Raw genomic sequence first — 22,704 nt, forward strand, 5'->3', positions numbered from 1 at the left:
GGCTTCATGAGTGGTGGGCGCAACCCCCGCGGGCCGGACGCGCTGGCGCGCCCGGTGATTCCCATCGTGCCCGTGCCAGCGCCGGATGATGGCGAAGGGGTGTCGCTGTACGAGGCGCAGAAGAAGATCTACCCGCGCTCGGTCAACGGCCTGTTCGCGCGCTGGCGCTGGGCGCTGGTGTTCCTGACGCAGGCGGTGTTCTACGGCTTGCCCTGGCTGGAGTGGGGCCAGCGCCAGGCGGTGCTGTTCGACCTCGGGGCGCGCCGCTTCTACATCTTCGGCCTGGTGCTGTATCCGCAGGATTTCATCTACCTCACGGGCCTGCTGGTGATCTCGGCGCTGGCGCTGTTTCTCTTCACGGCCGTTGCCGGCCGGCTGTGGTGCGGCTATGCCTGCCCGCAGACGGTCTACAGCGAGATCTTCATGTGGATCGAGCGCCGCATCGAGGGCGACCGCGGCGCGCGCATGAGGCTCGACGGCGCGCCGCTGTCCCTGGAGAAGCTGGTCAAGAAGTGGTTCAAGCACGTGGTGTGGATCGGCCTGGCGCTGTGGACCGGCTTCACCTTCGTCGGCTACTTCTCGCCGATCCGCGACCTGGGCCTGGCGTTCCTGCAGACCCGCATGGGCTCGTGGGAGGTGTTCTGGGTGTTCTTCTACGGCTTCGCCACCTACGGCAACGCCGGCTTCATGCGCGAGCAGGTCTGCAAGTACATGTGCCCGTACGCGCGCTTCCAGAGCGCGATGTTCGACCGCGACACGCTGATCGTGAACTACGACGCAGAGCGCGGCGAGCCGCGGGGCGCGCGCTCGCGCCGCGAGGACCCCGCCGCGCGCGGCCTGGGCTCCTGCGTGGACTGCAGCCTGTGCGTGCAGGTCTGTCCCACCGGCATCGACATCCGGGACGGCCTGCAGTACGAGTGCATCGGCTGCGCGGCCTGCGTGGACGTCTGCGACGGCGTGATGGACAAGATGGGCTACCCCCGGGGGCTGGTCCGCTATGCCACGCAGAACGGCATGGCGCAGCAACTGGCGGGCCGGGCCCTGTGGCGGCGCGTGCTGCGCCCGCGCGTGCTGGTGTACTCGCTGGTGCTGCTGGCGCTGTGCGTGGCGATGCTGGCCAGCCTGGCGCTGCGCACGCCGCTCAAGGTGGACGTGGTGCGCGACCGCGCGGCCCTGTCGCGTATCGTGGCCGGCGGCCGGCTGGAGAACATCTACCGCCTGCAGCTCATGAACGCCACCGAAGCCGTGCAGCGCTACCGGATCAGCGCCTCGGGGCTGCCGGGGCTGGCGGTGGCTTCGGAGGACGAAGTCGAGGTCGGGCCCGCGCAGTCGCGCTGGGTGGCGCTGCGGCTGCAGATTCCCTATGGCTCGGCCGCGCCGGGCTCGCATGAAATCCATTTCGAGATCCAGGGGCTGGGCGGCGATGCGCATGTCATCGAAAAATCCGCCTTCCTAGTGCCCCGCTGACAACGCAGGAGAAGCGCATGCCGGTCGAGAACAACCCGAAACCCTGGTGGACCTACGGCCATGTCTGGCTGGTGATCGCCGGCCCGCTGGCCGTGGTGGTCGCCGGCCTGGCCACGGCCTGGATCGCCATGCGGCACCCCGACCCCGTGGTGGCCCCCGACTACTACCGCCGGGGCCTCGAGATCAACAAGACGCTGGCCGCCCCCAAGGGGGCGCTGCCGGCCATGCAGGCGCGCAACCATGCCGCCACGCCGGCCGATGCGGTACCGGCCAAATAACACGCAAGGGAGGCCTGCATGTGGCGCTCATGGTTGATGTGGACGGCCTGGCCTGCCTTTCTGGCGGCCTGCCTGCTGGAGGCGGGGGTGTTCGCGCTGGTCGATCCCCAGGACCTGGGCGGCCCCGGCGCGGCGCTCGGGCTGTCGCGGCTGGGCGTCTACACGCTCGCGTTCTTCGTCTTCTGGATCGTGGCCATGGCCTCGGGCGGCCTGACGCTGCTGCTGTCGCGGGCCTCGGACGTCAGTGGCAGGACTGGGCGTTGACGATGCGCTTGAGCGCGTCGGTGTCCAGGATGCGCACGTGCCGCTGCCGGACTTCGACGATGCCGTCCTCCACGAACTTGGAGAAGGTCCGGCTCACGGTTTCGAGCTTGAGGCCGAGGTAGCTGCCGATTTCCTCGCGCGTCATGCGCAGCACCAGCTCGGATTGCGAGAAGCCTCGCGCATGCAGGCGCTGCACCAGGTTCAGCAGGAAGGCGGCCAGCCGTTCCTCGGCGCGCATGCTGCCCAGCAGCAGCATCACGCCGTGCTCGCGCACGATCTCGCGGCTCATGATCTTGTGCACGTGGTGCTGCAGCGCGTTGACCTCGCGCGACAGTTCCTCGATGCGGTCGAATGGCATCACGCAGACCTCGGCATCCTCGAGCGCGACCGCATCGCAGGTGTGCTGGTCGTTCACGATGCCGTCCAGGCCGATGATCTCGCCGGCCATCTGGAAGCCCGTCACCTGGTCGCGGCCATCCTCGGTGGCGATGCAGGTTTTGAAGAAACCGGTGCGGATGGCATAGAGCGAGGTGAATTTCTCGCCATTGCGGAACAGCGGAGTGCCGCGCTTGACCTTGCGCCGGGTGGCCACCACGTCATCGATGCGGTTCAGCTCCTCGGTGCTCAGGCCCAGGGGCATGCAGAGTTCCCGCAGGTTGCAATTGGAGCAGGCGACTTTGATGGCTTCGGGTTTCATGCGGCGTGGCGGGAGTTCAGTGGGGAAGCTTACCGCCTTTGGTCCGGTCTGATCCATGACAGTGTCAAACATGGGGGCTCCTGATATGGCTCAAATTGTCGGTGCCGGCGGATGGTCCGGACTTGACCCAGATCAAGGAAGCTCCGCGAATTTGGCGGCAAAGTGCCGATATGCACCAGGAGAGCCGTTGATGAGTGTCGTTTCGCCCGATCTTTTGCGCCGTTTTGACGTGCCGGGGCCGCGCTACACCTCCTACCCGACGGCCGACCGCTTCGTCGAGGCCTTCACCGGCGAGGACTACGCCCAGGCCCTGGCCCAGCGGCGCACCGGCGCGGCCGCCTTGAGCCTGCCGCTGTCGCTGTACGTGCACATCCCGTTCTGCGAGTCGCTGTGCTACTACTGCGCCTGCAACAAGATCATCACAAAGCACCACGACCGGGCCGCGCCCTACCTGCGCTACCTCGGCCGCGAGATCGACCTGCACGTGGCCCAGCTGGGCGCCGGGCAGGCGGTGACGCAGCTGCACCTGGGCGGCGGCAGCCCGACCTTCCTGAGCGATGCCGAGCTGCGCGAGCTGATGGCCATGCTGCGCCGCAGTTTCTCGCTGGTGCCGGGGGGTGAATACTCGATCGAAATCGACCCTCGCACCGTGGACGCCGCGCGCCTGGCGCTGCTGGCCGAGCTGGGCTTCAACCGCCTGAGCTTCGGCGTGCAGGATTTCGATCCCGATGTGCAGAAGGCCGTGCACCGCGTGCAGCCTGCGGCGCAGGTGTTCGAGCTGATGGAGGCCGCCCGCGCCGAAGGCTTCGACTCGGTGAACGTGGACCTGATCTACGGCCTGCCGCGCCAGACGCCGGAGTCGTTCGACCGCACGCTGGCCCAGGTGGCGCAGCTGCGGCCCGACCGCGTGGCGCTCTACGCCTATGCGCATCTGCCGGAGCGTTTCAAGCCGCAGCGCCGTATTGCGGCCGCCGAGCTGCCGGGCGGCGGCGCCAAGATCGCCATGCTGTCGCGCTCGTTGTCGGCCTTCCTGAGCGCGGGCTATGTCTACGTGGGCATGGACCACTTCGCGCTGCCGGGCGATGCGCTGGCCGTGGCCAAGCGCCAGGGCCGGCTGCACCGCAATTTCCAGGGCTACAGCACGCAGCCCGATTGCGACCTGATCGGGCTGGGCGTGTCGGCCATCGGCCGGGTCGGCGCCAGCTACAGCCAGAACGCCAAGACGCTGGCCGAGTATGGCGACCTGCTGGACCAGGGCCGCCTGCCGGTGGTGCGCGGCCTGGCGCTGTCGCGCGACGACCTGGCGCGCCGCGCCGTGATCATGGCGCTGATGTGCCAGGGGCAACTGCAGTTCGAGTCGGTGGAACTGGCCTACCTGATCGAGTTCCGCCACCATTTCGCGGCCGAACTCGAGGCGCTCAAGGCGCTGGCCGACCAGGGCCTGGTGGAGCTGGACGACACCGGCATCCAGGTCACGGCCAGCGGCTGGTTCTTCGTACGCGCCGTGGCCATGGTGTTCGACCGCTACCTGCAGGCCGACCGCAACCGGGCGCGGTTTTCCAAGATCATTTGATGCTTGCCGGACTGGCCGCCACCGCATTGCTGATGGGCCTGGCCGGCGGCCCGCACTGCGTGGCCATGTGCGGCGCGGCCTGCGGTGGGGTGGCGCGGCTGGACGCACGCAGCACGGCGCGCGGCCTCATGTTGTTCCAGGCCGGGCGCATGGCCGGCTACTGCGCGCTGGGCGCATTGGCGGCGGCCTCGGTGCAGGCCATGGGCTGGCTCGGCACGCAGGTCGCGGCGCTGCGGCCGGTGTGGACGCTGTTCCATGTGGCGGCGCTGCTGCTGGGCCTGGTGATGCTCTGGCAGGCGCGCCAGCCGGCATGGATCGGCGGCACGGGGCGGCGCATCTGGGCCGCGGCGCGCTCCCGGGTGGGCACGGCCGGGGCGACGGGAGGCCGTGTCCCAGGCGGGGCGCTGGCCGCGGGCTTTGGCGCGCTGTGGGCTCTCATGCCTTGCGGCCTGCTGTACTCGGCGCTGTTGGTGGCGGCCTTGTCGGGCAGCGCCTTGCAGGGTGCGGGCGTAATGGCCCTGTTCGCCCTGGGCAGCGGCGCGATGCTGGCCGCCGGACCCTGGCTGTGGCAGCGCCTGCGCGGACGCGGCGCCGGGCAGGGCGCCTGGGGCGTGCGGCTGGCGGGCCTGGCCCTGGCCGTGCTGTCGGCCTGGGCGATCTGGATGGGCCTGGTGGAGCAGACGGCTCCCTGGTGCCTGACGCACTGAACCCCGGCCCGCCGGCCGCCGCCCTCACCGATTCATGGGAGGCCGCAGGCGGCGTGGGTGGCTGATAATCCTCTGAGGTCCCGCGCGCACGCGCGTTCGTTCATGAGGGGAAGCGTTTCGGCATGAGAGAAAAGAAGTTCCTGGTGCGGGCCGCCAGGGTCCTGCTGGCCTGCGTCCTGTCGGTCCTGTTCCTGCATGCCCAGGCGCAGCCCCAGCCTCAATCCCAGCCCGCCCGCCGCATGGCGCTGGTGATGGGCAATGACGGCTACCAGCATGTCAGCAAGCTGCAGAAGGCCGGCAACGATGCCTCGGCGATGGCCCGCGAGCTCAAGGCGGCCGGCTTCAACGTAGTGTTGCAGAAGGACCTGGGCTACCGCGCCATGGTGAAGGCGGTCGAGACCTTTTCGGGGAGCGTGCGCAGCGGCGATCAGGTCGTGGTGTTCTTCGCCGGCCACGGCGTGCAGATCCGCGCCGGCAGCTACCTGCTGCCGGTGGACATCGAGGCCGCCAGCGAGGCCGAGATCGAGAAGACCGCCTACGGCCTGAACGACCTGACCGAGAAGCTGGCCGATGCCAAGGCCGCCTTCACGCTGGTGGTGGTGGATGCCTGCCGCGACAACCCCCTGCGCACCAACAACGGCCGCAGCGTCGGCGGCACGCGCGGGCTGGCCGCCATCGAGCCGCCGCGCGGCCAGATGGTGGTGTATTCGGCCAGCCGCGGCCAGCAGGCGCTGGACCGGCTGAGCGACAAGGACACCAATCCCAACGGCGTGTTCACCCGCGAATTCATCGCCCGCATGCGCCAGCCGGGTGTGCGCGTGGAGGACATGGTGCGCGACGTGCAGGACTCGGTGGAGACGCTGGCCAGGACAATCAACCACGACCAGCGGCCGGCCATCTACAACGAGGCACGCGGCAGCTTCTATTTCTTCGCGCCCGTGGTGGCGCCGGCCGGCACGCAACCGCAATCCCCCCAGTCGCAGGCTGTCCAGGTGGCGATGGCCCGACCGGAGGCTCCAACCGCAGTTCCCGCTTCCATGGCCGCACCAGAGGTATCGCCCGACTCGCTGGCTGGACTCAGGAAAGCCGCCAGTGGCGGCGACGTGGTCGCGATGCTGGAACTGGGCGACCGCCTCACTGCCGGCAACGGCGCCGCGAAGAATCCTCGCGAAGCGCAGAACTGGTACATGAAGGCGGCGGCCGAAGGCAATGTCGTCGCCGAATTCAAGACCAGCGACTCCTACCGCTTGGGCACGGAGGACTATGCCCGCGACGTGGTGAAGATCCTGGCGCTGCCCGTGGAGAACCTCCGCACGGTGTCCGCTGCCGGCAAGGAGTCCGTCGCCCGCCTCGTGCAGGCCGATCCGTTCTTCGACGCGCCGGCGGGCAGCGGCAAGGCAAGCTTTTCATACAAGTCACCGATCGGCGACCACATGCAATTCTTCGGCCATCACACGCTGGAAACGCAGCCCCACGAGGTCGGCTGCACGCGCAACGGCAGGCTGTCGCAGATCGAATACCGCCACCTCGGGTACGGAGGAACGGAGTTCAAGCGCCAGGGCACGTCCCTGCTCGGCGGTCTGCTGCCGCTGGAGGACAAGACGAGCACGGGCATGCTGAGCAGCTATGTGACAGAGCTGACGCAGGTCGACAGCGTCTACGGCCAGCCCTTTCCGCTCACGCCGGGCAAGCGCTTCGGCATGAATTTCAAGCGCCGCAACGATTTTGCGCGGCGGCAATACAACTACCCCGCCAGCATGTCCTGCACGGCCGAAGCCCCGGTGGCGGAAGGCATGCCGCTGCTGTGCCTGTACCGTCACGACGAGGCGCGTTCGCGGTACTTCCTGGCCCGCTACGTCTGGAGCGAATCCACCGGCTGCTTCGTGCAGACCTACGAATCGGCCGGCAATTTCAATTGAACCCGACCATGCCCTCCACCGTATCGACCGCGCGCGCAATCCTCTTTCTCGCCCGATTCATGCTGGCCGCAGCCATGGTGCTCGCTGCCGCGGGCGCCATGGCGCAGGGCCAGCCGCGGCGCATGGCGCTCGTGCTCGGCAACGACGCCTACCAGAACGTTACGAAGCTGCAGAAGGCCGGCAACGACGCCACGGCGATGGCGCGCGAGCTGAAGAGCGCCGGCTTCCAGGTCACATTGGCGAAGGACGTGAACTACCGCGCCATGGTCCGGGCGGTGGAAACCTTCACCGCCAGCCTCAAGGGCGGCGACCAGGTCGTCGTGTTCTATGCGGGCCACGGCGTGCAGGTGCGCTCGGGCAGCTACCTGCTGCCGGTGGACATCGAGGCCGCGAGCGAGAGCGAGATCGAGAAGACCGCCTACGGCCTCGCCGACCTGACCGACAAGCTGGCAGAGGCCAAACCGGCCTTCACCCTGGTACTGGTGGACGCCTGCCGAGACAACCCGCTCAAGTCCAACGGCCGAAGCATCGGCGGCACGCGCGGCCTGTCGGCCGTGGAGCCGCCCAAGGGCCAGATGGTGGTCTATTCCGCCAGCCGCGGCCAGCAGGCGCTGGACAGCCTGAACGACCGAGACAGGAACCCCAACGGCGTGTTCACGCGCGAGTTCATCACCCGCATGCGCCAGCCCGGCGTGCGCATCGAGGAGGTGGTGCGCCAGGTGCAGGATTCGGTCGAGACGCTGGCCCGCACCGTGGGCCATGACCAGCGGCCCGCGATCTACAACGAGGCGCGCGGCAATTTCTACTTCTTCGCGCCGGCGGCCGGCCAGCCAGCCGCCACCGTTGCGATCGCGCCCGCCACCGCCGCGCCGCCCGCCCAGCCGGCGCCGCCCGCGCGCGCTGCCGAGCCGGCCAGCGATCTGGCGCAAGCCGCGGCGAACGGCGACGTCGCGGCCATGCTCGCGCTGGGCGACCAGGCCGCCAGCCAGGCCGAAGCCGACGGCTGGTACCAGAAGGCCGCCGCCGCGGGCAGCGTCGCCGCCAGCTTCAAGCTCGGCCCGCTGGCCAAGGGGCGTCACCCCGCCGACGTCGCGGTCGTGAGCGACATCCTGGCCCGGCTGCCCGGCGACAACGAGCGCAAGGTCAACATCACCGGCTTCGAGGCGGTGAAGGCTTTCGTGGCGAGCGATCCATTCTTTGCCGTGCCCGGCGGCAGCGAGAAGCTGTCGTTCGACCACACGGCGACCGACCTGCGCGTGACGTTCAGCAAGACATGCGCGCGCGCGGGGCAGGTCTTCGCGCTGTCGCAGGTGGTCGATGGCGGGCAGAGCACCACGGAGGGCAGCACCTTGCTGGGCGGGCTCGTCAATTTCGACGTGGCGTCCTCCGCGCGGGGCTATTCCGGCAAGGCCGCGTCGCAGGTGACGCGCATCGACAGCGTGCAGGGGCAGCCCTTCCCGCTCACGCCGGGCAAGGTGTTCAGCCTGGCCTACACCACCACCCGGACCGATGGCGTGGGCCGGCTCTTCGGCTCCGACGTGTCGCAGGCCACCTGGCTCATGACCTGCGGCGTCACGACGGCCCGTGTGAAGAACCCCGCGCAGGCGCCAGTTCCCGAGGGGGCGACCCAGCTCGCATGCCTGACCGTGGCGCGCGGCGCGAAAGGCCTGTGGCAGCCGATCCGGCGGCTCTACTGGCATGAGGCGTCGGGCTGCCTTGTCGATACCCAGTAGCGCCCACCGGACGCCGCGTGGCACTTACCTGCCGAGCGGCGGAAGCTGCGGGGTGGCCGGCCGCAGGCGCGTTTTCCGGACGATGCCGGCCGGATCGAACAGCACCACGAACTCCGCCTGGCCGGCCGCGCGCTGCCGCGCTGCCGCCGGATAGACCCAGACCTCGAAGCCGCTGTCAAAGCGGATCATGCCGGCGCTGCCCAGGGCGGCCAGGACTTCGGCCCTGGTGGTGCCGGGTGGCACCAGGCCGCTGGCCTCCTGCATCGACATCGCCGGGTCACGGAACACCGGCTCGGGCCGGCCGTCGGCGGCGGGCGAGGGCGCCGCGCAGCCGGCGAGCCAGAGGCAACAGCAGGCCGCGACTGCCGCGGCGCAGGCGGTGCGCGGGCGCGCCGTGCCGCCTCTCATGGCGCGCCCTCCATGTACTCGAATTCGACCCGCGTGTCGTCCGGCCAACTGCCGTCTTCCAGCGGCACGAAGTAGGTCCGGTCGACCAGCGCCTCGCAGTCGCAATAGGGCAGTTCGTTTTTCAGCGCGGGGTCGTCGCTTGCCCCGGCATACAGCTTGTCGACGGGCAGCACCTCCCGCCGCGCTCCGTGGACCAGCGTCACGCTGAACAACGGGCGGTCCGCGAAGAAGAGGTAGCGCGGGTTCTTGCGGCTGCAATAGGCTGGCGTGTCCATCACCGCGCTCGCCAGGCGGCCCAGGAAGCTGTCGGTGTCCGACACCAGGCCGGCCTCCATGCCCACCTGGCATTCCAGCCGCAGGTCGCCCAGGCGCCGGCTGCCGGGCGGCAGGCCCGGCGTGCGGATGTCGGCGCGCCAGGTCATGCTGCGGGCCTTGCGGTCGGGGATGACCTGCGCGTTTTCGTCCAAGGCCTTCTGGTTGCGTGCCAGGGTGAACGTGTTGTCGGCTGCCAGCTCGACGGGAAAGTCCGCCGTGGTGCCGACGACGTCGAGCGAGATGCCGGCCATGTCCGTGCCGCGGGCGCGCGGGTAGAGCCGAAAGCGCAGCGCGGCGGCCGGCGCCAGCGCGCGGTGCGCCTCGAAGTAGTCCATGCCGCGGATCATCCGCCGGTAGGACTTCTCCACCGGATCGGGGTTGGCCTTGGCAGTGACCGTGATCTGCGGCAGCGCGCCGCCGCTTTGCGCGCTCGCCGTCAGGCACACGCCGCAGAGCGCGGCCGAGAGGGCTGCAAGAAGGGCGATCCTGGCGGTGGCCTGAAAACAGAGCAAGAGCGGCTCCTGGAGTGCACCCGACCATGCTAGGCTGCGGCGGGCCTCGCTTCTGTAGGAAATTGGCGCGATCTTTCCGTGGCGCCAGCCTTCAGCGCCGCACCACGTAGCGCACGAAGGGGTCGGCCTGGCTGAACTGGTCGTACAGGCGGCGCGCCGTGGCGTTGTCGCGGTGCGTGACCCAGTACAGGCGGGCCCAGCCCTGGCGGGCCATGGCGTCCTGGAGCCACTGCAGCAGGGCCTTGCCCGCGCCGCTGCCGCGTGCGGCGGGCGAGACGAACAGATCCTCCAGGTAGCAGACCGGCTGGGTCTCCCAGGTGTTGTCGTGGACCACGTAGTTGGCGAAGCCACAGACCCGGCCCTCGGCTTCGGCCACGGCGCACTTCACCGGCGAGGTGGGGTCGCAGATGCGCGCCCAGGTGTGGGCGGTCACGGCCTCGCTGATGCTGGCCTGGTAGAAATCGCAGTAGCCGCGCCAGAGCAGGCGCCAGGCCGCTTCATCGGACGCGAGGGCGGGGCGGACAAGCGTTCTTGGCATGCCGGCATGGTAACGGACGGCTGCCCGGCTACAGCTGCCGTGCCAGCAGCTGCGCCACGTGAATGGCTTCGCGCTGCGCGCCGTCGCGGATCTGGTGCCGGCAACTGGTGCCGTCGGCCACCACGATCGCGTCGGGCCGGGCGCGCACCGCGGGCAGCAGGCTCAGCTCGGCCATCTGCATCGACACCTCGTAGTGGCTGGCCTCGTAGCCGAAGCTGCCGGCCATGCCGCAGCAGCTGGACTCGATCAGTTCCGGCTGCGCGCCCGGAATGAGCTTGAGCACCTCCAGGATCGGGCTGACCGCGCCGAAGGCTTTCTGGTGGCAGTGGCCGTGCAGCAGCACGGGCTGCGTCACGGGCCGCAGCCGCGACTTGAGTGTTTCCAGCCGGCCGGCGGCTGCCTCGCGCGCCAGAAACTCCTCCAGCAGCAGCGCGTGCCGGGCCACCGTCTGGGCCGCCTCGCCCAGGCCCATCGCCAGCGCCTCGTCGCGCAGGGTCAGCAGGCAGGAGGGCTCCAGCCCGACGATGGCGATGCCTTTCTCGGCGAAGGGCAGCAGGGCCTCCACCAGTTCGCGCACTCGGGCCCTGGCCTGGTCGACGCGGCCGCCGGACAGGTCGGTGCGGCCGCAGCACAGCGCCTTGCCGTTTGCTACTTTTTTTGTAGCAACAAATGACGTGTAGCCGCCGACCTCGAGCACTTTCAAGGCCGAAAATGCGTTGCCGGACTCGAAATGGCCGTTGAAGGTGTCCACGAACAGCACCACGGGCTTGTCGGCGGCCAGCAGCTCGTCGCGCGTGGCGGTCTTGGGCGGCGCATTGAAGAAGGTTCGCCGCTGCCACTGTGGCAGCGTGCGCCTGGCCGAGAAGCCCAGCAGCTTTTCGCTGGTCCAGGCCAGGCCGGGCAGGCGGTCGCGCAGGTTCAGCAGCGGAGCCAGCCGGCTGGCCAGGCCAGCGTAGTCGGGCAGGCTGGCGACCAGCCTGTCCTTGAGCGTGTGGCCGTGCCGCGCCTTGTAGTGGTGCAGGAACTCCACCTTCATCTTCGCCATGTCCACGCCGGTGGGGCAGTCGCGCTTGCAGCCCTTGCAGCCCACGCACAGGTCCAGGGCCTCGTAGGCGGCCTCGCCGGTGAAGGCCTCGGGGCCGAGCTGCCCGCTGAGCGCCTGGCGCAGCGTGTTGGCGCGTCCGCGCGTGAGGTGCTTCTCGTCACGCGTGACGCGGTAGCTCGGGCACATGGTGCCGGCGTCGAACTTGCGGCAATGGCCGTTGTTGTTGCACATCTCCACGGCCTTGGCAAAGCCCTGGGCCGGGTCGCCGCCGGTGCCGGGGGCGGTGGTCTTTTCGGTGGCCGGGTCGTTCTGAACGTTCCAGGCCGACCAGTCGAGCGCCGTCTGCAGCGGGATCACCCGGTAGCTCGGCGGGAAGCGCATCAGCCGCGTGTCGTCCATCTTCGGCGGGTTGACGATGCGCTGCGGGCTCAGCAGGTTGATCGGGTCGAGCCGTTGCTTGATCTCGGCGAAGGCCTGCGTGATCTTCGGCCCGAACTGCCACTCGATCCATTCGCCGCGGCACAGGCCGTCGCCATGCTCGCCGCTGTAGGCGCCCTTGTATTTTCGCACCAGGGCCGCGGCTTCCTCGGCAATGGCGCGCATCTTGGGCGCGCCGTCGCGCCGCATGTCGAGGATGGGGCGCACGTGCAGCGTGCCGACGGAGGCGTGGGCATACCAGGTGCCCTTGCTGCCGTGCTTGCGGAACACCTGGGTCAGCGCGTCGGTGTATTCCGCCAGGTGCTCCAGCGGCACGGCGCAGTCCTCGATGAAACTCACCGGCTTGCCGTCGCCCTTGAGGCTCATCATGATGTTGAGGCCGGCCTTGCGTACCTCCCACAGGTTCTTCTGCGGGGCGTCGTCGATCATCTCGACCACCGAGCCGGGCAGGCCGAGGTCGCCCATCAGCTCGACCAGCTGCCGTATCTTGGGCGTGATGTCGGCCTTGGAGGCGCCGGAGAATTCCACCAGCAGCACCGCGTCGGGCTTGCCGCCGTTGATGCGGGGCGACAGCGCGGTGCGGATGGTGGGCGCGAAGGCCGGGTTCTGCAGCGCCAGCTCGAGCATGGTGCGGTCCACCAGCTCGACCGCGGTGAGCGCGGCGCCGCCCATCTTGACGATGTGCTGCGCCGAGTCCATGGCCTTGTAGAAGGTGGGGAAGTTCACCACGCCCAGCACCTTCGCGCGCGGCAGCTCGGCCAGGCGCAGCGTGAGCGAGCGGGTCAGCGCCAGCGTGCCCTCGCTGCCGATCAGCAGGTGGGCGAGGTTGACCGAGCCGTCGGCCGTGTAGGGCTTCTCGTTCTGGTTGCGGAAGATGTCGAGGTTGTAGCCCGCCACGCGGCGCAGCACCTTGGGCCAGCGCTGCTCGATCTCGGGTGCCAGATCGTCGGCGAGCTGGCGCACGAAGTCCCCGATCTGCCTCGCCGTTCCGCTGCTGTCGTCATAGCGGCCGAAGCGGTGCGGGCCGCCATCGGACAACCAGGCCGTGGCGCCGAGCACGTTGTGCACCATGTTGCCGTAGGCGATGGAGCGGCTGCCGCAGGAGTTGTTGCCCGCCATGCCGCCCAGCGTGGCCTGTGCGCTGGTGGATACGTCCACGGGGTACCACAGGCCATGCGGCTTCAGCGCGGTGTTCAGGTGGTCGAGCACGATGCCGGGCTCCACCTCCACGCTGCGCCGGGCCGCGTCCAGGTCGAGGATCCGGCGCACATGCTTGGCATGGTCGATCACCAGCCCCGCGCCCACGGTCTGCCCGCACTGGCTGGTGCCGCCGCCGCGGGCGATCACCGGCACCCGCAGATCGCGGCAGATGGCCAGCGCCGTCGCCACCTCGTCGGCGCTGCGCGGCACGAACACACCGACCGGCATCACCTGGTAGATCGAGGCATCGGTGGCATAGCGGCCGCGGTCGGCCGGCGAGAACAGGACTTCGCCCTGCGTTTCGGCGGCCAGCCGCGCGGCCAGGCGGCCCGCGACTTCGTTGCTGGCTTGCGAGACGCGGTCGTAGGCGCGGTCGGCAGTGTCCCGCGCGATCTTCAGGGGGAGGGGGGCGTTCATGGGCAGGGGTGGGAGGGGTGTCAGGCCTGGGCGGGGGCCGTGTCGTGCGAGGCGCGCAGTTGCGCGACCACCGCCTTGAGCTTGTTGTCCAGGTGCGAGGCCATCACCGCGCGCATGGCGGCGCCGTCGTGCGCGCTCAGGGCAGCCACCATCTGTTCATGCTCGCGGACCGCATCGCGCCATTTGCCTTCGTCCTGGTTGGAGCGAAAGCGCAGGGCCTGCAGCCGCGCATTGACCTGGTTGTAGGTGGCGGTGAGCACCGGGTTCTTGGCGGCGGCGTTGATCGCGCGGTGGATCAGCGCATTGAGCCGGTAGTAGTTGGAGAGGTCGCGCCGCGTCCAGGCCGCGAGCATCTCGAAATGCATGGCCTTGATCTCGGCCAGCTCTTCCTCCGTGATGCGCTGCGCCGCGAGTTCACCCGACTGCATTTCCAGCCCGGCCATGACTTCGAAGGTGTTGCGCACGTCCGCCTCGGACAGCTCCACCGCGATCGCACCGCGGTTGGGCAGCAGTTCCACCAGGCCTTCGGCCGCCAGCATCTTGATCGCCTCGCGCAGCGGCGTGCGCGAGACCGCGAGCACCTCGCACAGCTCGCGCTCGTTGAGCTTGGCACCCGGCGCGATGCGGTTTTCCACCAGCATCTGGCGCAGGCGATGCGCCACCTGCTCATGCAGGGCGGCACGTGGGATGGAAATGATTTCAGCACTCATGCGGAGAATTGTATTCAAAATTTCTTCAAAGAAATGCAAATTTCAGAGATAAAAAATTTGACAAATGAATTTTGTATGCAAAAATCTCCAAAAATTCACGAAAGGACCCTGACATGCTGACGCTCGACTTCCATCCCACGGGACGCCATTTCCTGCAGATTCCGGGGCCCTCGCCGGTGCCCGACCGCATCCTGCGCGCGATGAGCCTGCCCACCATCGACCACCGCGGCCCGGAGTTCGGCGCGCTCGGCCTCAAGGTGCTCGCAGGCATCCGCCAGATCTTCCAGACCCGGCATCCGGTCGTGATCTATCCGGCCTCGGGCACCGGGGCCTGGGAGGCCGCGCTCGCCAACACGCTGAGCCCGGGCGACTCTGTGCTGATGTTCGAGACGGGGCATTTCGCCTCGCTGTGGAACCGGATGGCCACGCGCCTGGGCCTGAAGCCCGAGTTCCTGGGCCTGCCCGGCGCCGAAGGCTGGCGCCACGGCGTGCAGGCCGGCATGATCGAAGAGCGCCTGAAGGCCGATACGCAGCACGCCATCAAGGCCGTGTGCGTGGTGCACAACGAAACCTCCACCGGCGTGACCAGCGACATCGCCGCCGTGCGCCGCGCCATCGACGCCGCGAAGCACCCCGCGCTGCTGCTGGTGGACACCATCTCGGGCCTGGCCTCCGCCGACTACCGCCATGACGAGTGGGGCGTGGACGTCACCGTGAGCGGTTCGCAGAAGGGCCTGATGCTGCCGCCGGGCATCAGCTTCAACGCCGTTTCGCCCAAGGCCCTCGAAGCCAGCCGAACGGCGCGCCTGCCCAAGGCGTTCTGGGCCTGGGACGAGATCATCGAGATGAACCAGACCGGCTACTGGCCCTACACGCCCAACACCAACCTGTTGTACGGCCTGAACGAGGCCTGCGACATGCTGCTGAGCCAGGGGCTGGACACGGTGTTCGCGCGCCACCGGCGCTGGGGCGAGGGCGTGCGCGCGGCGGTGCGGGCCTGGGGCCTGGAGATCCAGTGCGCCGACCCGGCGCTGTACTCACCCGTGCTCACCGGCGTGATGATGCCCGAGGGGGTGGACGCCGATGCCGTGCGCAAGATCGTCTACGAGCGCTTCGACTGCTCGCTGGGCACAGGCCTGGGTAAGGTCCGGGGCCGCATGTTCCGCATCGGCCACCTGGGCGACTGCAACGACCTCACGCTGATGGCTGCGCTGGCCGGCTGCGAGATGGGCTTCCGTCTGGCAGGCGTGAAGCTCGCGGGCTCGGGCGTGCAGGCGGCGATGGATTACTTCGCCGGCCATCCGGCGAGCCTGGACCTGCGCCGCGCGGCGTGAGCCGGGTGCTATTGATTTCGTAGCGTTCCGTCACCGCCTGGCCTGGACCTCCGGGCGGTTTTATTCAAAAACAGGAGACAAACCGTGCAACGCAGAACTTTCATCGCCGCAACGACGGCCAGCGCCGCCACGCTGGCCGCCCCGATGCTCCGGGCCCAGACCCTGCCCAGCGGACCGATCCGCATCGTCGTCGGCTTTCCGCCCGGCGGCGGCACCGACGCGCTGGCCCGCGTGGTGGCGCAAAAGCTTACCGAGATGTGGAAGATGTCGATCGTGATCGACAACAAGGCCGGCGCGGCCGGCGTGATCGCCGCCGACTACGTGGCCAAGCAGCCCAGCGACGGCCACACGCTGCTGATGGCGCACATCAACAGCCATGCGCTGGCGCCCAGCCTGGTGCCCAGGCTGGGCTACAACGTGGAGCGCGACTTCGTGCCCATCGTGCTGGTGGGCGTGACGCCCAACCTGCTGATCTGCAACGAGCAGCAGCCGGCCAGGACGGTGAAGGATCTGGTGGCGCTGTGCAAGGCCCAGCCCGGCAAGATCAGCTTCGCCTCGGCCGGCGGCGGCTCGGCCCAGCATCTGGCGTTGGAGATGTTCAAGCTGCGCGCCGGCATCGACGCGCTGCACGTGCCCTACAAGGGCTCGGGCCCGGCGCTGACCGACCTGATCGGCGGCCAGGTCAACTACTGCTTCGAGACCATGACCTCGGCCACGCCCCATGTGAAAAGCGGCAAGGCCATCGCGCTGGCGCAGACGCGCGTCAAGCGCGCCAAGGGCCATCCCAACGTGCCGACCATGGACGAGCAGGGCTTCGCCGGCTTCGACGCCACCACCTGGTACGGCCTGGTCGGCCCCGGCAAGCTGCCCGCCGCCATGGCGCGCCGCATGAACGAGGACGTGAACAAGGTCATGGCCATGCCCGATGTGATCGAGAAATTCGACCAGTACGGCGCCGAGGACGGCGGCGGCACGCCCGAGCGCTTTGGTGAGTTCATGCGCAGCGAGCAGCAGAAGTGGGCCCGCGTCATCAAGGACGCCAACGTCAAGGTCGACGCCTGAGGGCTAGCCTTTGCGCTCGGCGGGCGCGTGCCGGATGACGTGAAAGCCCTCCTGCGCCAGCGGGGGCGTGAAGTGGCGGGTGATCTCGTCGAACTGGGCATCCGTCGTCTGGAACGGATGCAGGCCCGACGCGTTGCGCGCCTGCAGGCGTGCCTTGCAGATGCCGTCGGGCACATCGAGAAAGTGCAACTGGTGGGACGCGCCTGCACTCTCGAACACACCTCTGGCCCACTGCCGGCTCTGCGGCGTGTTGGAGGGGAGGTCGAGCACCACGCTCACGCCAGCGCGAAGCAGCGCCTCCAGGTGGCCGGCCATGGCGCTGCGCAGCCTGGCGGCGCAGCGCACATAGTCCGGCAGCGCCTGGATCTCGCCAGGGTACAGGCGCGAGAGCCAGTCATCCTCGCTGACGAGCACGGTGCGCGGCCCGGTGGCCAGGTGCGCGGCCAGTGTCGATTTGCCGGAGCCGATCTTGCCGCAGACGATGTGGAGCACCGCCGGTTCGGTTGCTGCGGCGGCGGCATGCGGCGCGGGTTCGCTCGATTGCATTTGCTTCTTCTTGAAGTGAAAACTCCTGGAGGCAGGCACAAAAAAACCCGCCTCGTGGGGCGGGTTGTGATGGCTGCTCAGCCGGCGTCCTAACCCACCATTCGTTGAATGGCACGAATCAGGGTGTTGGGCGACGAGCAGATCATGGGGAAGATGCTAACAGATGGCTGCAGCGCCTACTGCTGCCCAGCGGATTGCGCATGGACCGACCCGCCCACGTCCCACTCTATGCGAGGGCCTGCGGCCTTACCGGCTGCGTGGAGCTTCTCAATGAGCGACTTGCGGTGTGCAGTACCCACAAGGAACACACCGCAGGTGCGAGCCGTGGAGGCGCAGTACGCACGAATGTTCCCGAGCATCTCCAGATCGCGCCGTTCCATCAAGTCTCGCGCTTGTGCGTAGATTTTGCGTAAGCGCGAATTACCGATGTACTCGATTGTTCCCAGCATCTCACGATAGATGTCAGCCCATGCCTGGATGCACTCGTCACTGTTGAGGTAGGTAAACCCTCCTTGGCGCGCCCGGTCCGTTTCGAGGTCCATCAGGCGACGAAACTCAGGACTCGTGCGCTCGATGGCGCGACTTACCTCCTTCCAACCTTGGAAGAAGGAGTCATCTGGCTTTGGCGAGTCGACCGCGACTGTGTCGAACGAGTGGGTGTCGGCGTAGCGCGCGATAGCGATCGACTCTACCGTTTCGTGGGAGCCGTCCCTCCACGCATCAATATGCGTTCGCGGAATCTCCGCGAAGACGACCTCGGGCTGAATGCGCTCAAGAATTTCAAGAAGCGCCGAAGCAGTCACGGCGCCGCACTCCTCGTGATACGTCCCAATAAGCGATATGTGCATCGTGCGACCTGGCAGAACAATATGAGGATCAGGGGGAAGGGGCTGCGCCATCACTGCCCCGGCGCTGCGCAACATTTGAGCATGCAACTGGACGGCCAGCCAAGTTGTTGGTGTGGCTGAAGCGGGCTCTGGCCGGCAACGCCTCCTAGCCGGGACTGTGAGTTAGTAGGGCGCGCCGAAGACGGCTGTTTCCGATCATGCCAGGGGCCGCTGCCGCTGACGATGCCCGATCCATCTTCGACATCCGCTTGGTTAGATTAGGTGCCGAAGACTTCATTGTTGCGCCGACCCGCTGCGGCCTTCGATGCTCATTCTCAATCCGTCCTCCCGCGAAGAACGGTCAGCCAAGGGATGCTTGGGGCGTTGGCATCCGCTGCGGCCTGGGGTGCTCACTCGGCGGCGGAGCATTTGAAGAAATTGAATGCGGCCTTTGTCCACCGACGCAAACGCTGCCCTCCCGATCGCTCGGGAGGGCAGCGTTCGCACTGTCGCCTATTTGGCTGCGACCTTCGCGTTCGAGGCAGCCTGTTCGATCAACTCGGCGACGGCTTGCGGTTTCGATACGTAGACCGCGTGGCTGCCCCCGGTTTCCACGACGGTGGCGCCGGCGCGCTTGGACATGAGGCGTTGCGCGGGCGGCGGGATCATCTTGTCGTCGGCAGCGACCAGGTACCAGCTCGGCTTTGACTTCCATGCCGGATCAGAGACCGCGCCACCCAGTGCATCGACACCCCAGGGCACTTGCGAGTTGGCCATGAACGCCGCGGTGTCACTGTTCACGTCGGCGGCGAACGAGGCGGCAAACTTTGCCTTGTCCAGCAGCAGGAAGCCATCTTGCGGAGGCAGGATGGGGGGCACCGGCGCGCCGGGTTGCGGGTCCTTGATCAGCGTGTTGACGGATTCGCCCTTGTCGGGAGCGAACGCGGCGATGTAGACCAGGCCCGCGACCTTGTCGTGATTCCCTGCCTCGGTGATCACGACGCCCCCATAGGAATGCCCGACCAGGACGACGGGCCCGGGCTGCGCCGCAATCGCACGCTTGGTGACGGCCACGTCGTCGGCCAGCGAAATCGTCGGGTTCTGGACGATGGTCACCTCGTAGCCATCCTTTTTCAGGATCTTGTAGACGCCTTCCCAACCCGACCCGTCAACGAACCCTCCATGCACGAGGACGATGCTCGGCTTGGCCGCATTGGCAGGCGTTGCGGCCGCCGCGCCACCGCCTGTGGCAAGCAGGGCTGCGCTCATGGCGATGGAAACGAACTTGGAGGACTTGAACATAGACATTTGAGACTCCTACTGCGCGCATATGCGCGCTGAAACACGAAAGTGCGATGGAGGAACGCCTTTGAAAGCCGCACCCAAATCTTTCAAGGGTGAGGTAATACTAGTTTAAATAATTTAAGTGTCAAGTATTTATTTTTAAAGTATTTCCGGTGTTCGGAAAAACGGGGGTGTCTGGAGACGTTCGCGGCGAGTCGTCGCTTGCCGTCACACCAAGCGTATCGACCCGCACGCCCTTCGTCGGCCAAGTCTGTCTACCTTGGCCGGAAGCTTAGGAGGGCTTTGAAGCCGGGACACGCCCAGTGCCTGGCCCAGGCTTGGTGGATGGACATCTTGTCAACAGCCTTGTGTCCGCCTGAATGCATCCTGTAGCCCATGCCCTCGGTTGTACTGATCTCACTCATCGGACTCGCACCGGTATTTTTTTCTTGGCTTCTGTTGTGCCGCCACCTGCGACCGCATCTGGAGAACTGGTTAACTCCAGGATGATCTGGTCCGCCACTCACGCAACTCTACGTGGCAGGTGCAGACGCCGCCTGCGTTCGACGCTAGCTGGTTCGTGCCGAATATGAATATCTCGCGCGATATGGGAAGCGCCCCGGTGCTCCAATACAGCCATACGTCAGCCATGCTTGTTGACATGATTTTTCTTTTGGCCTGTAGAAGATGAACTTGCGCGCTGGCGTGTTTCGAGGCCCTCATGATGCGGAGCAATCGCTGGATATCCGGCGATGAAGACGGACAGGCCACGTCGCTACGGCCGTACAAGGCAGGTCAGCCGTTCGCCTCGCGCGGACCAAACATGATGATGGCCATGCCAATGAAGCAGACGGTGACACCCACCCAGTCGCTGGCCGAAGGCGTGACCTTGTCCACGGCCCATAACCATACGATGGCCACCCCGATGTAGACGCCTCCGTAGGCAGCGTACACGCGGCCTGCGGCTGTGGGGTGAAGGGACAGCATCCACGCAAAGAGCGCCAGGCTCAGCGCGGCCGGGACGAGCAGCCAGGCTGATTTGCCCTCTTTCAAATAGAGGTACGGCAGATAACAGCCAACGATTTCCGCGAGCGCGGTCACGATGAAGAGCCCGAGAGTCTTGAAAACATCCATGGCCGCCATTCTGCGCCACGAGCCATGAAGAATGGTCTGCCGACTCGGAGCCTCTGGCGGACTGGTGCCGATGCGGTGCACCCCGCTCAGCGCGCCGCCACCTGCTCCCGGATGCGTAGCGCACTGAACAGCCCGGCCACCGCGGCGAAGCCGGCGGCCAGGAACAAGGCGATCACCGGACCCTGGCCGTCGCTCGGGCTGTAGATGCTGAAGATGGTGGCCAGCAGCACGGCGCCCAGGGTCTGGCCGGTCAGGCGCGCGGTGCCCAGCATGCCGCTGGCACCGCCGCTGCGGTGGCTCGGCGCCGAGGTGATGATGGTGTGGTTGTTGGGTGACTGGAACATGCCGAAGCCCAGGCCGCACAGCGCCATGCGCCAGACGATGTCGGCATTGCCCGGCTGCGTGGGCAGCGTGGCCAGCAACAGCAGGCCGGCGGCCATCGTCCCCAGGCCGATGCCGCCGAGCAGGCCGCCCGGGTAGCGGCCGATGAGGCGGCCCGCCAGCGGCGCCATCGCCACGATGCCCAGCGGCCAGGCCGTGAGCAGCAGGCCGGCCTGCACATGAGTGCGGCCATAGCTGTCCAGCAGCAGGAAAGGCAGGCCCGCCAATGCCAGGATCTGGGCGCAGAAGGCGCTGACCGAGGTGCACATCGACAGCGCGAACACCGGGATGCGCAGCAGGTCCAGCGGGAACAGCGGCACCGCCTCGTTCCACTGGCGCCGCACATACACCACGCCCGCCGCCACGCCCGCCGCAAGTTCGGCCAGAGCCAGCCAGGGCATACCGCCGCCATGCGTGCCCAGGGTGTCGGCGCCGAGGAAGATCAGCCCGAACATCAGCGCGTTGAGCACGATGTCCACCGGCGACCAGCGCACGCGGCCGGGCGCGGCCACCGGATTGCGGGGCAGGGCGCGGGAACCCAGCGCCAGCACCAGCAGGCCCAGCGGCAGGTTGATGATGAACAGCCAGGGCCAGGACGCCACCGAGAGAATGGCCGCCGCGATCGACGGGCCGGCCACCGAGGACGCCGCCACCACCATCGAGTTGATCGCGATGCCGCGGCCCAGCAGCCGCTTGGGATAGATCTGGCGCACCAGCGCGGCGTTCACGCTCATGAGCCCAGCCGCGCCCAGCCCCTGCAGCGCGCGCGTGGCGGCCAGCATCGGCAGCGAAGTGGACAGCGCGCAGCCCAGCGAGGCCAGGGTGAACAGCGCCATGCCGGTCAGGTAGACCCGGCGGTAGCCGACGATGTCGCCCAGCGTGGCCAGCGGCAGCAGCAGCGCCAGCGTGGCGATCTGGTAGGCGTTGATGACCCAGATCGAGGTCGCGGCGCTGGCCTGCAGGTCGCGTGTGATGCCGGGCAGCGCCAGGTTGACGATGGTGCCGTCAAGCACCGACACCGCGATGCCCAGAACGATCACCCCCAGTGCGCGCAGGCGCTGGGTCGCGGGCAAACCATCCTGAACCTGCATCTGAGCCGTGCTGCGCCAATGAAAAACGGCCTGGAGGCCGTGGGAGGAGGGGCCGCTGTCGCGTGGCCCCGGGATGGCTGGCATTGTAGGCCGTGGTGCGCAGGGCTGTAGCGCGCTCAGGAATCGGGCAGGCGCAGCCCGAGCTGCGCGAAAGCCTGCTCGCCCTGCGGCGTGACGCTCACCGCGCGGCTGTGCTTGCGCCGCTCGATCCAGCGTTCGGCCGCGGCGTGCTCGGCCAGCGCCGCCCCCAGCGAGCCGCCCAGGTGGTCGCGCCGTTCCGACCAGTCGAGGCAGCGGCAGGCGAACTGGCGCCGGCGCGCCCGCGCCGCCTCGACGTCGATGCCCAGCGCGGCCAGCGCCCGGGTGCCGCGCGGGGTGAGTTCGAGCTGCCGCAGCGTGGCTGCCGGGTCGTCCTGCAGCCATTGCCGCTTGAGCAGCAGTGCCAGCAGCCCGGTGCCCAGGCTGCCGGCCAGGTGGTCATAGCAGTAGCGCGCGCGGCGCATCGGGTCGTCGGTGCGCGCGGCGGCCGGGGCCTCGCGCACGCGCGGCGCCACCCGCATCATGGTCTCGACGAGTTGAGCCACCTGGTCGCTGGCGAAGCGGAAGTACTTGTGGCGGCCCTGCGAGGCGACGGCCAGCAGGCCGTCGTCGAGCAGCCGGCGCAGATGGGCCGTGGCCGTGGCCGGTTCGATGCCCGCGCCCAAGGCGAGCTCCTTGGCCGTGAGCGCCCGGCCCTCCATCAGCAGCGCCAGCATCTGGATGCGCCGGGCATCGCCCACGGCGGCGGCCAGGCGTGACAGGTCGGGGGCTGCGTTCATGGCGGG

The 22,704-nt window shown here is 68.1% G+C and carries 21 protein-coding genes; 9 read left to right on the forward strand and 12 right to left on the reverse strand.

Features of this window, described 5'->3' with window-relative positions:
• The first annotated feature begins 6 nt into the window (after window positions 1-6).
• The 3 genes from ccoG to MMF98_RS06715 are packed head-to-tail and all read left to right on the forward strand — an operon-like array spanning window position 7 to window position 2,009.
• A complete protein-coding gene (ccoG, locus tag MMF98_RS06705; protein ID WP_243305464.1) occupies window positions 7-1,467 on the forward strand; it encodes a cytochrome c oxidase accessory protein CcoG in 1,461 nt (486 codons plus the stop codon).
• A 17-nt stretch (window positions 1,468-1,484) separates the two neighbouring features.
• Window positions 1,485-1,745, forward strand: coding sequence for a FixH family protein (locus tag MMF98_RS06710; protein WP_243305465.1), 261 nt, complete (start codon window positions 1,485-1,487; stop codon window positions 1,743-1,745).
• An 18-nt stretch (window positions 1,746-1,763) separates the two neighbouring features.
• Window positions 1,764-2,009 carry a hypothetical protein gene (locus MMF98_RS06715; RefSeq protein WP_243305466.1) on the forward strand — a complete coding sequence of 82 codons (246 nt, stop codon included), beginning with the start codon at window positions 1,764-1,766 and terminating at the stop codon, window positions 2,007-2,009.
• Here MMF98_RS06715 and fnr read toward each other — a convergent pair.
• Window positions 1,987-2,706: a fumarate/nitrate reduction transcriptional regulator Fnr gene (gene fnr, locus MMF98_RS06720; RefSeq protein ID WP_243305467.1), complete on the reverse strand. Its 720-nt coding sequence runs from the start codon at window positions 2,704-2,706 to the stop codon at window positions 1,987-1,989. The two genes, MMF98_RS06715 and fnr, sit on opposite strands and share 23 nt — an antisense overlap.
• Before the next feature lie 190 nt (window positions 2,707-2,896).
• Between fnr and hemN the strand changes: the two genes are divergently transcribed.
• The 4 genes from hemN to MMF98_RS06740 all read left to right on the forward strand — a co-directional run bounded on the left by hemN (window position 2,897) and on the right by MMF98_RS06740 (window position 8,638).
• Window positions 2,897-4,279, forward strand: a complete 1,383-nt coding sequence (gene hemN, locus MMF98_RS06725) for an oxygen-independent coproporphyrinogen III oxidase (protein ID WP_243305468.1) — start codon at window positions 2,897-2,899, stop codon at window positions 4,277-4,279.
• Window positions 4,279-4,986 carry a sulfite exporter TauE/SafE family protein gene (locus tag MMF98_RS06730; protein ID WP_243305469.1) on the forward strand — a complete coding sequence of 236 codons (708 nt, stop codon included), beginning with the start codon at window positions 4,279-4,281 and terminating at the stop codon, window positions 4,984-4,986. Before hemN ends, MMF98_RS06730 begins: the two co-directional genes overlap by 1 nt.
• 122 nt (window positions 4,987-5,108) lie before the next feature.
• Window positions 5,109-6,905 (forward strand): caspase family protein, encoded by a 1,797-nt coding sequence (locus tag MMF98_RS06735; RefSeq protein WP_243305470.1) that lies wholly within the window; start codon window positions 5,109-5,111, stop codon window positions 6,903-6,905.
• An 8-nt stretch (window positions 6,906-6,913) separates the two neighbouring features.
• Window positions 6,914-8,638: a caspase family protein gene (locus MMF98_RS06740; protein ID WP_243305471.1), complete on the forward strand. Its 1,725-nt coding sequence runs from the start codon at window positions 6,914-6,916 to the stop codon at window positions 8,636-8,638.
• Window positions 8,639-8,662: 24 nt separating this feature from the next.
• Here MMF98_RS06740 and MMF98_RS06745 read toward each other — a convergent pair whose 3' ends face one another.
• From MMF98_RS06745 to MMF98_RS06765, 5 genes are all read right to left on the reverse strand, one after another.
• The gene (locus MMF98_RS06745; RefSeq protein WP_243305472.1) at window positions 8,663-9,046 is read right to left on the reverse strand and encodes a hypothetical protein; all 384 of its coding nucleotides are present in this window, start codon (window positions 9,044-9,046) and stop codon (window positions 8,663-8,665) included.
• Complete coding sequence (locus tag MMF98_RS06750; RefSeq protein ID WP_243305473.1) at window positions 9,043-9,873, reverse strand: hypothetical protein; 831 nt, start codon at window positions 9,871-9,873, stop codon at window positions 9,043-9,045. The genes MMF98_RS06745 and MMF98_RS06750 overlap by 4 nt, the downstream gene beginning before the upstream one ends.
• A gap of 91 nt (window positions 9,874-9,964) precedes the next feature.
• On the reverse strand, window positions 9,965-10,411 hold the full coding sequence (locus MMF98_RS06755; protein ID WP_243305474.1) for a GNAT family N-acetyltransferase: 447 nt from the start codon (window positions 10,409-10,411) through the stop codon (window positions 9,965-9,967).
• Window positions 10,412-10,439: 28 nt separating this feature from the next.
• Window positions 10,440-13,511 (reverse strand): FAD-binding and (Fe-S)-binding domain-containing protein, encoded by a 3,072-nt coding sequence (locus tag MMF98_RS06760; protein WP_243305475.1) that lies wholly within the window; start codon window positions 13,509-13,511, stop codon window positions 10,440-10,442.
• A gap of 20 nt (window positions 13,512-13,531) precedes the next feature.
• The gene (locus MMF98_RS06765) at window positions 13,532-14,221 is read right to left on the reverse strand and encodes a GntR family transcriptional regulator (RefSeq protein ID WP_243305476.1); all 690 of its coding nucleotides are present in this window, start codon (window positions 14,219-14,221) and stop codon (window positions 13,532-13,534) included.
• Between the two features lie 113 nt (window positions 14,222-14,334).
• On the opposite strand from MMF98_RS06765, the gene MMF98_RS06770 reads away from it, so the two are divergent.
• Window positions 14,335-15,555 (forward strand): pyridoxal-phosphate-dependent aminotransferase family protein, encoded by a 1,221-nt coding sequence (locus tag MMF98_RS06770; protein WP_243305477.1) that lies wholly within the window; start codon window positions 14,335-14,337, stop codon window positions 15,553-15,555.
• A gap of 84 nt (window positions 15,556-15,639) precedes the next feature.
• Window positions 15,640-16,617: a Bug family tripartite tricarboxylate transporter substrate binding protein gene (locus MMF98_RS06775; RefSeq protein WP_243305478.1), complete on the forward strand. Its 978-nt coding sequence runs from the start codon at window positions 15,640-15,642 to the stop codon at window positions 16,615-16,617.
• A gap of 3 nt (window positions 16,618-16,620) precedes the next feature.
• Here MMF98_RS06775 and MMF98_RS06780 read toward each other — a convergent pair whose 3' ends face one another.
• From MMF98_RS06780 to MMF98_RS06805, 6 genes are all read right to left on the reverse strand, one after another.
• A complete protein-coding gene (locus tag MMF98_RS06780) occupies window positions 16,621-17,163 on the reverse strand; it encodes a P-loop nucleotide/nucleoside kinase family protein (RefSeq protein WP_243305479.1) in 543 nt (180 codons plus the stop codon).
• Window positions 17,164-17,339: 176 nt separating this feature from the next.
• Entirely contained in the window at window positions 17,340-17,966 is a 627-nt protein-coding gene (locus MMF98_RS06785; protein ID WP_243305480.1) for a hypothetical protein, read from the reverse strand.
• A gap of 537 nt (window positions 17,967-18,503) precedes the next feature.
• Window positions 18,504-19,298 carry an alpha/beta hydrolase gene (locus tag MMF98_RS06790; RefSeq protein WP_341481288.1) on the reverse strand — a complete coding sequence of 265 codons (795 nt, stop codon included), beginning with the start codon at window positions 19,296-19,298 and terminating at the stop codon, window positions 18,504-18,506.
• A 771-nt stretch (window positions 19,299-20,069) separates the two neighbouring features.
• Window positions 20,070-20,408, reverse strand: a complete 339-nt coding sequence (locus MMF98_RS06795; protein WP_243305481.1) for a YnfA family protein — start codon at window positions 20,406-20,408, stop codon at window positions 20,070-20,072.
• An 86-nt stretch (window positions 20,409-20,494) separates the two neighbouring features.
• Window positions 20,495-21,880, reverse strand: coding sequence for an MFS transporter (locus MMF98_RS06800; RefSeq protein ID WP_243305482.1), 1,386 nt, complete (start codon window positions 21,878-21,880; stop codon window positions 20,495-20,497).
• 116 nt (window positions 21,881-21,996) lie between these two features.
• Entirely contained in the window at window positions 21,997-22,698 is a 702-nt protein-coding gene (locus tag MMF98_RS06805) for an ArsR/SmtB family transcription factor (protein WP_243305483.1), read from the reverse strand.
• Between the last annotated feature and the right edge of the window lie 6 nt (window positions 22,699-22,704).

Source organism: Variovorax terrae (assembly GCF_022809125.1).
GTDB lineage: Bacteria > Pseudomonadota > Gammaproteobacteria > Burkholderiales > Burkholderiaceae_C > Variovorax_A > Variovorax_A terrae.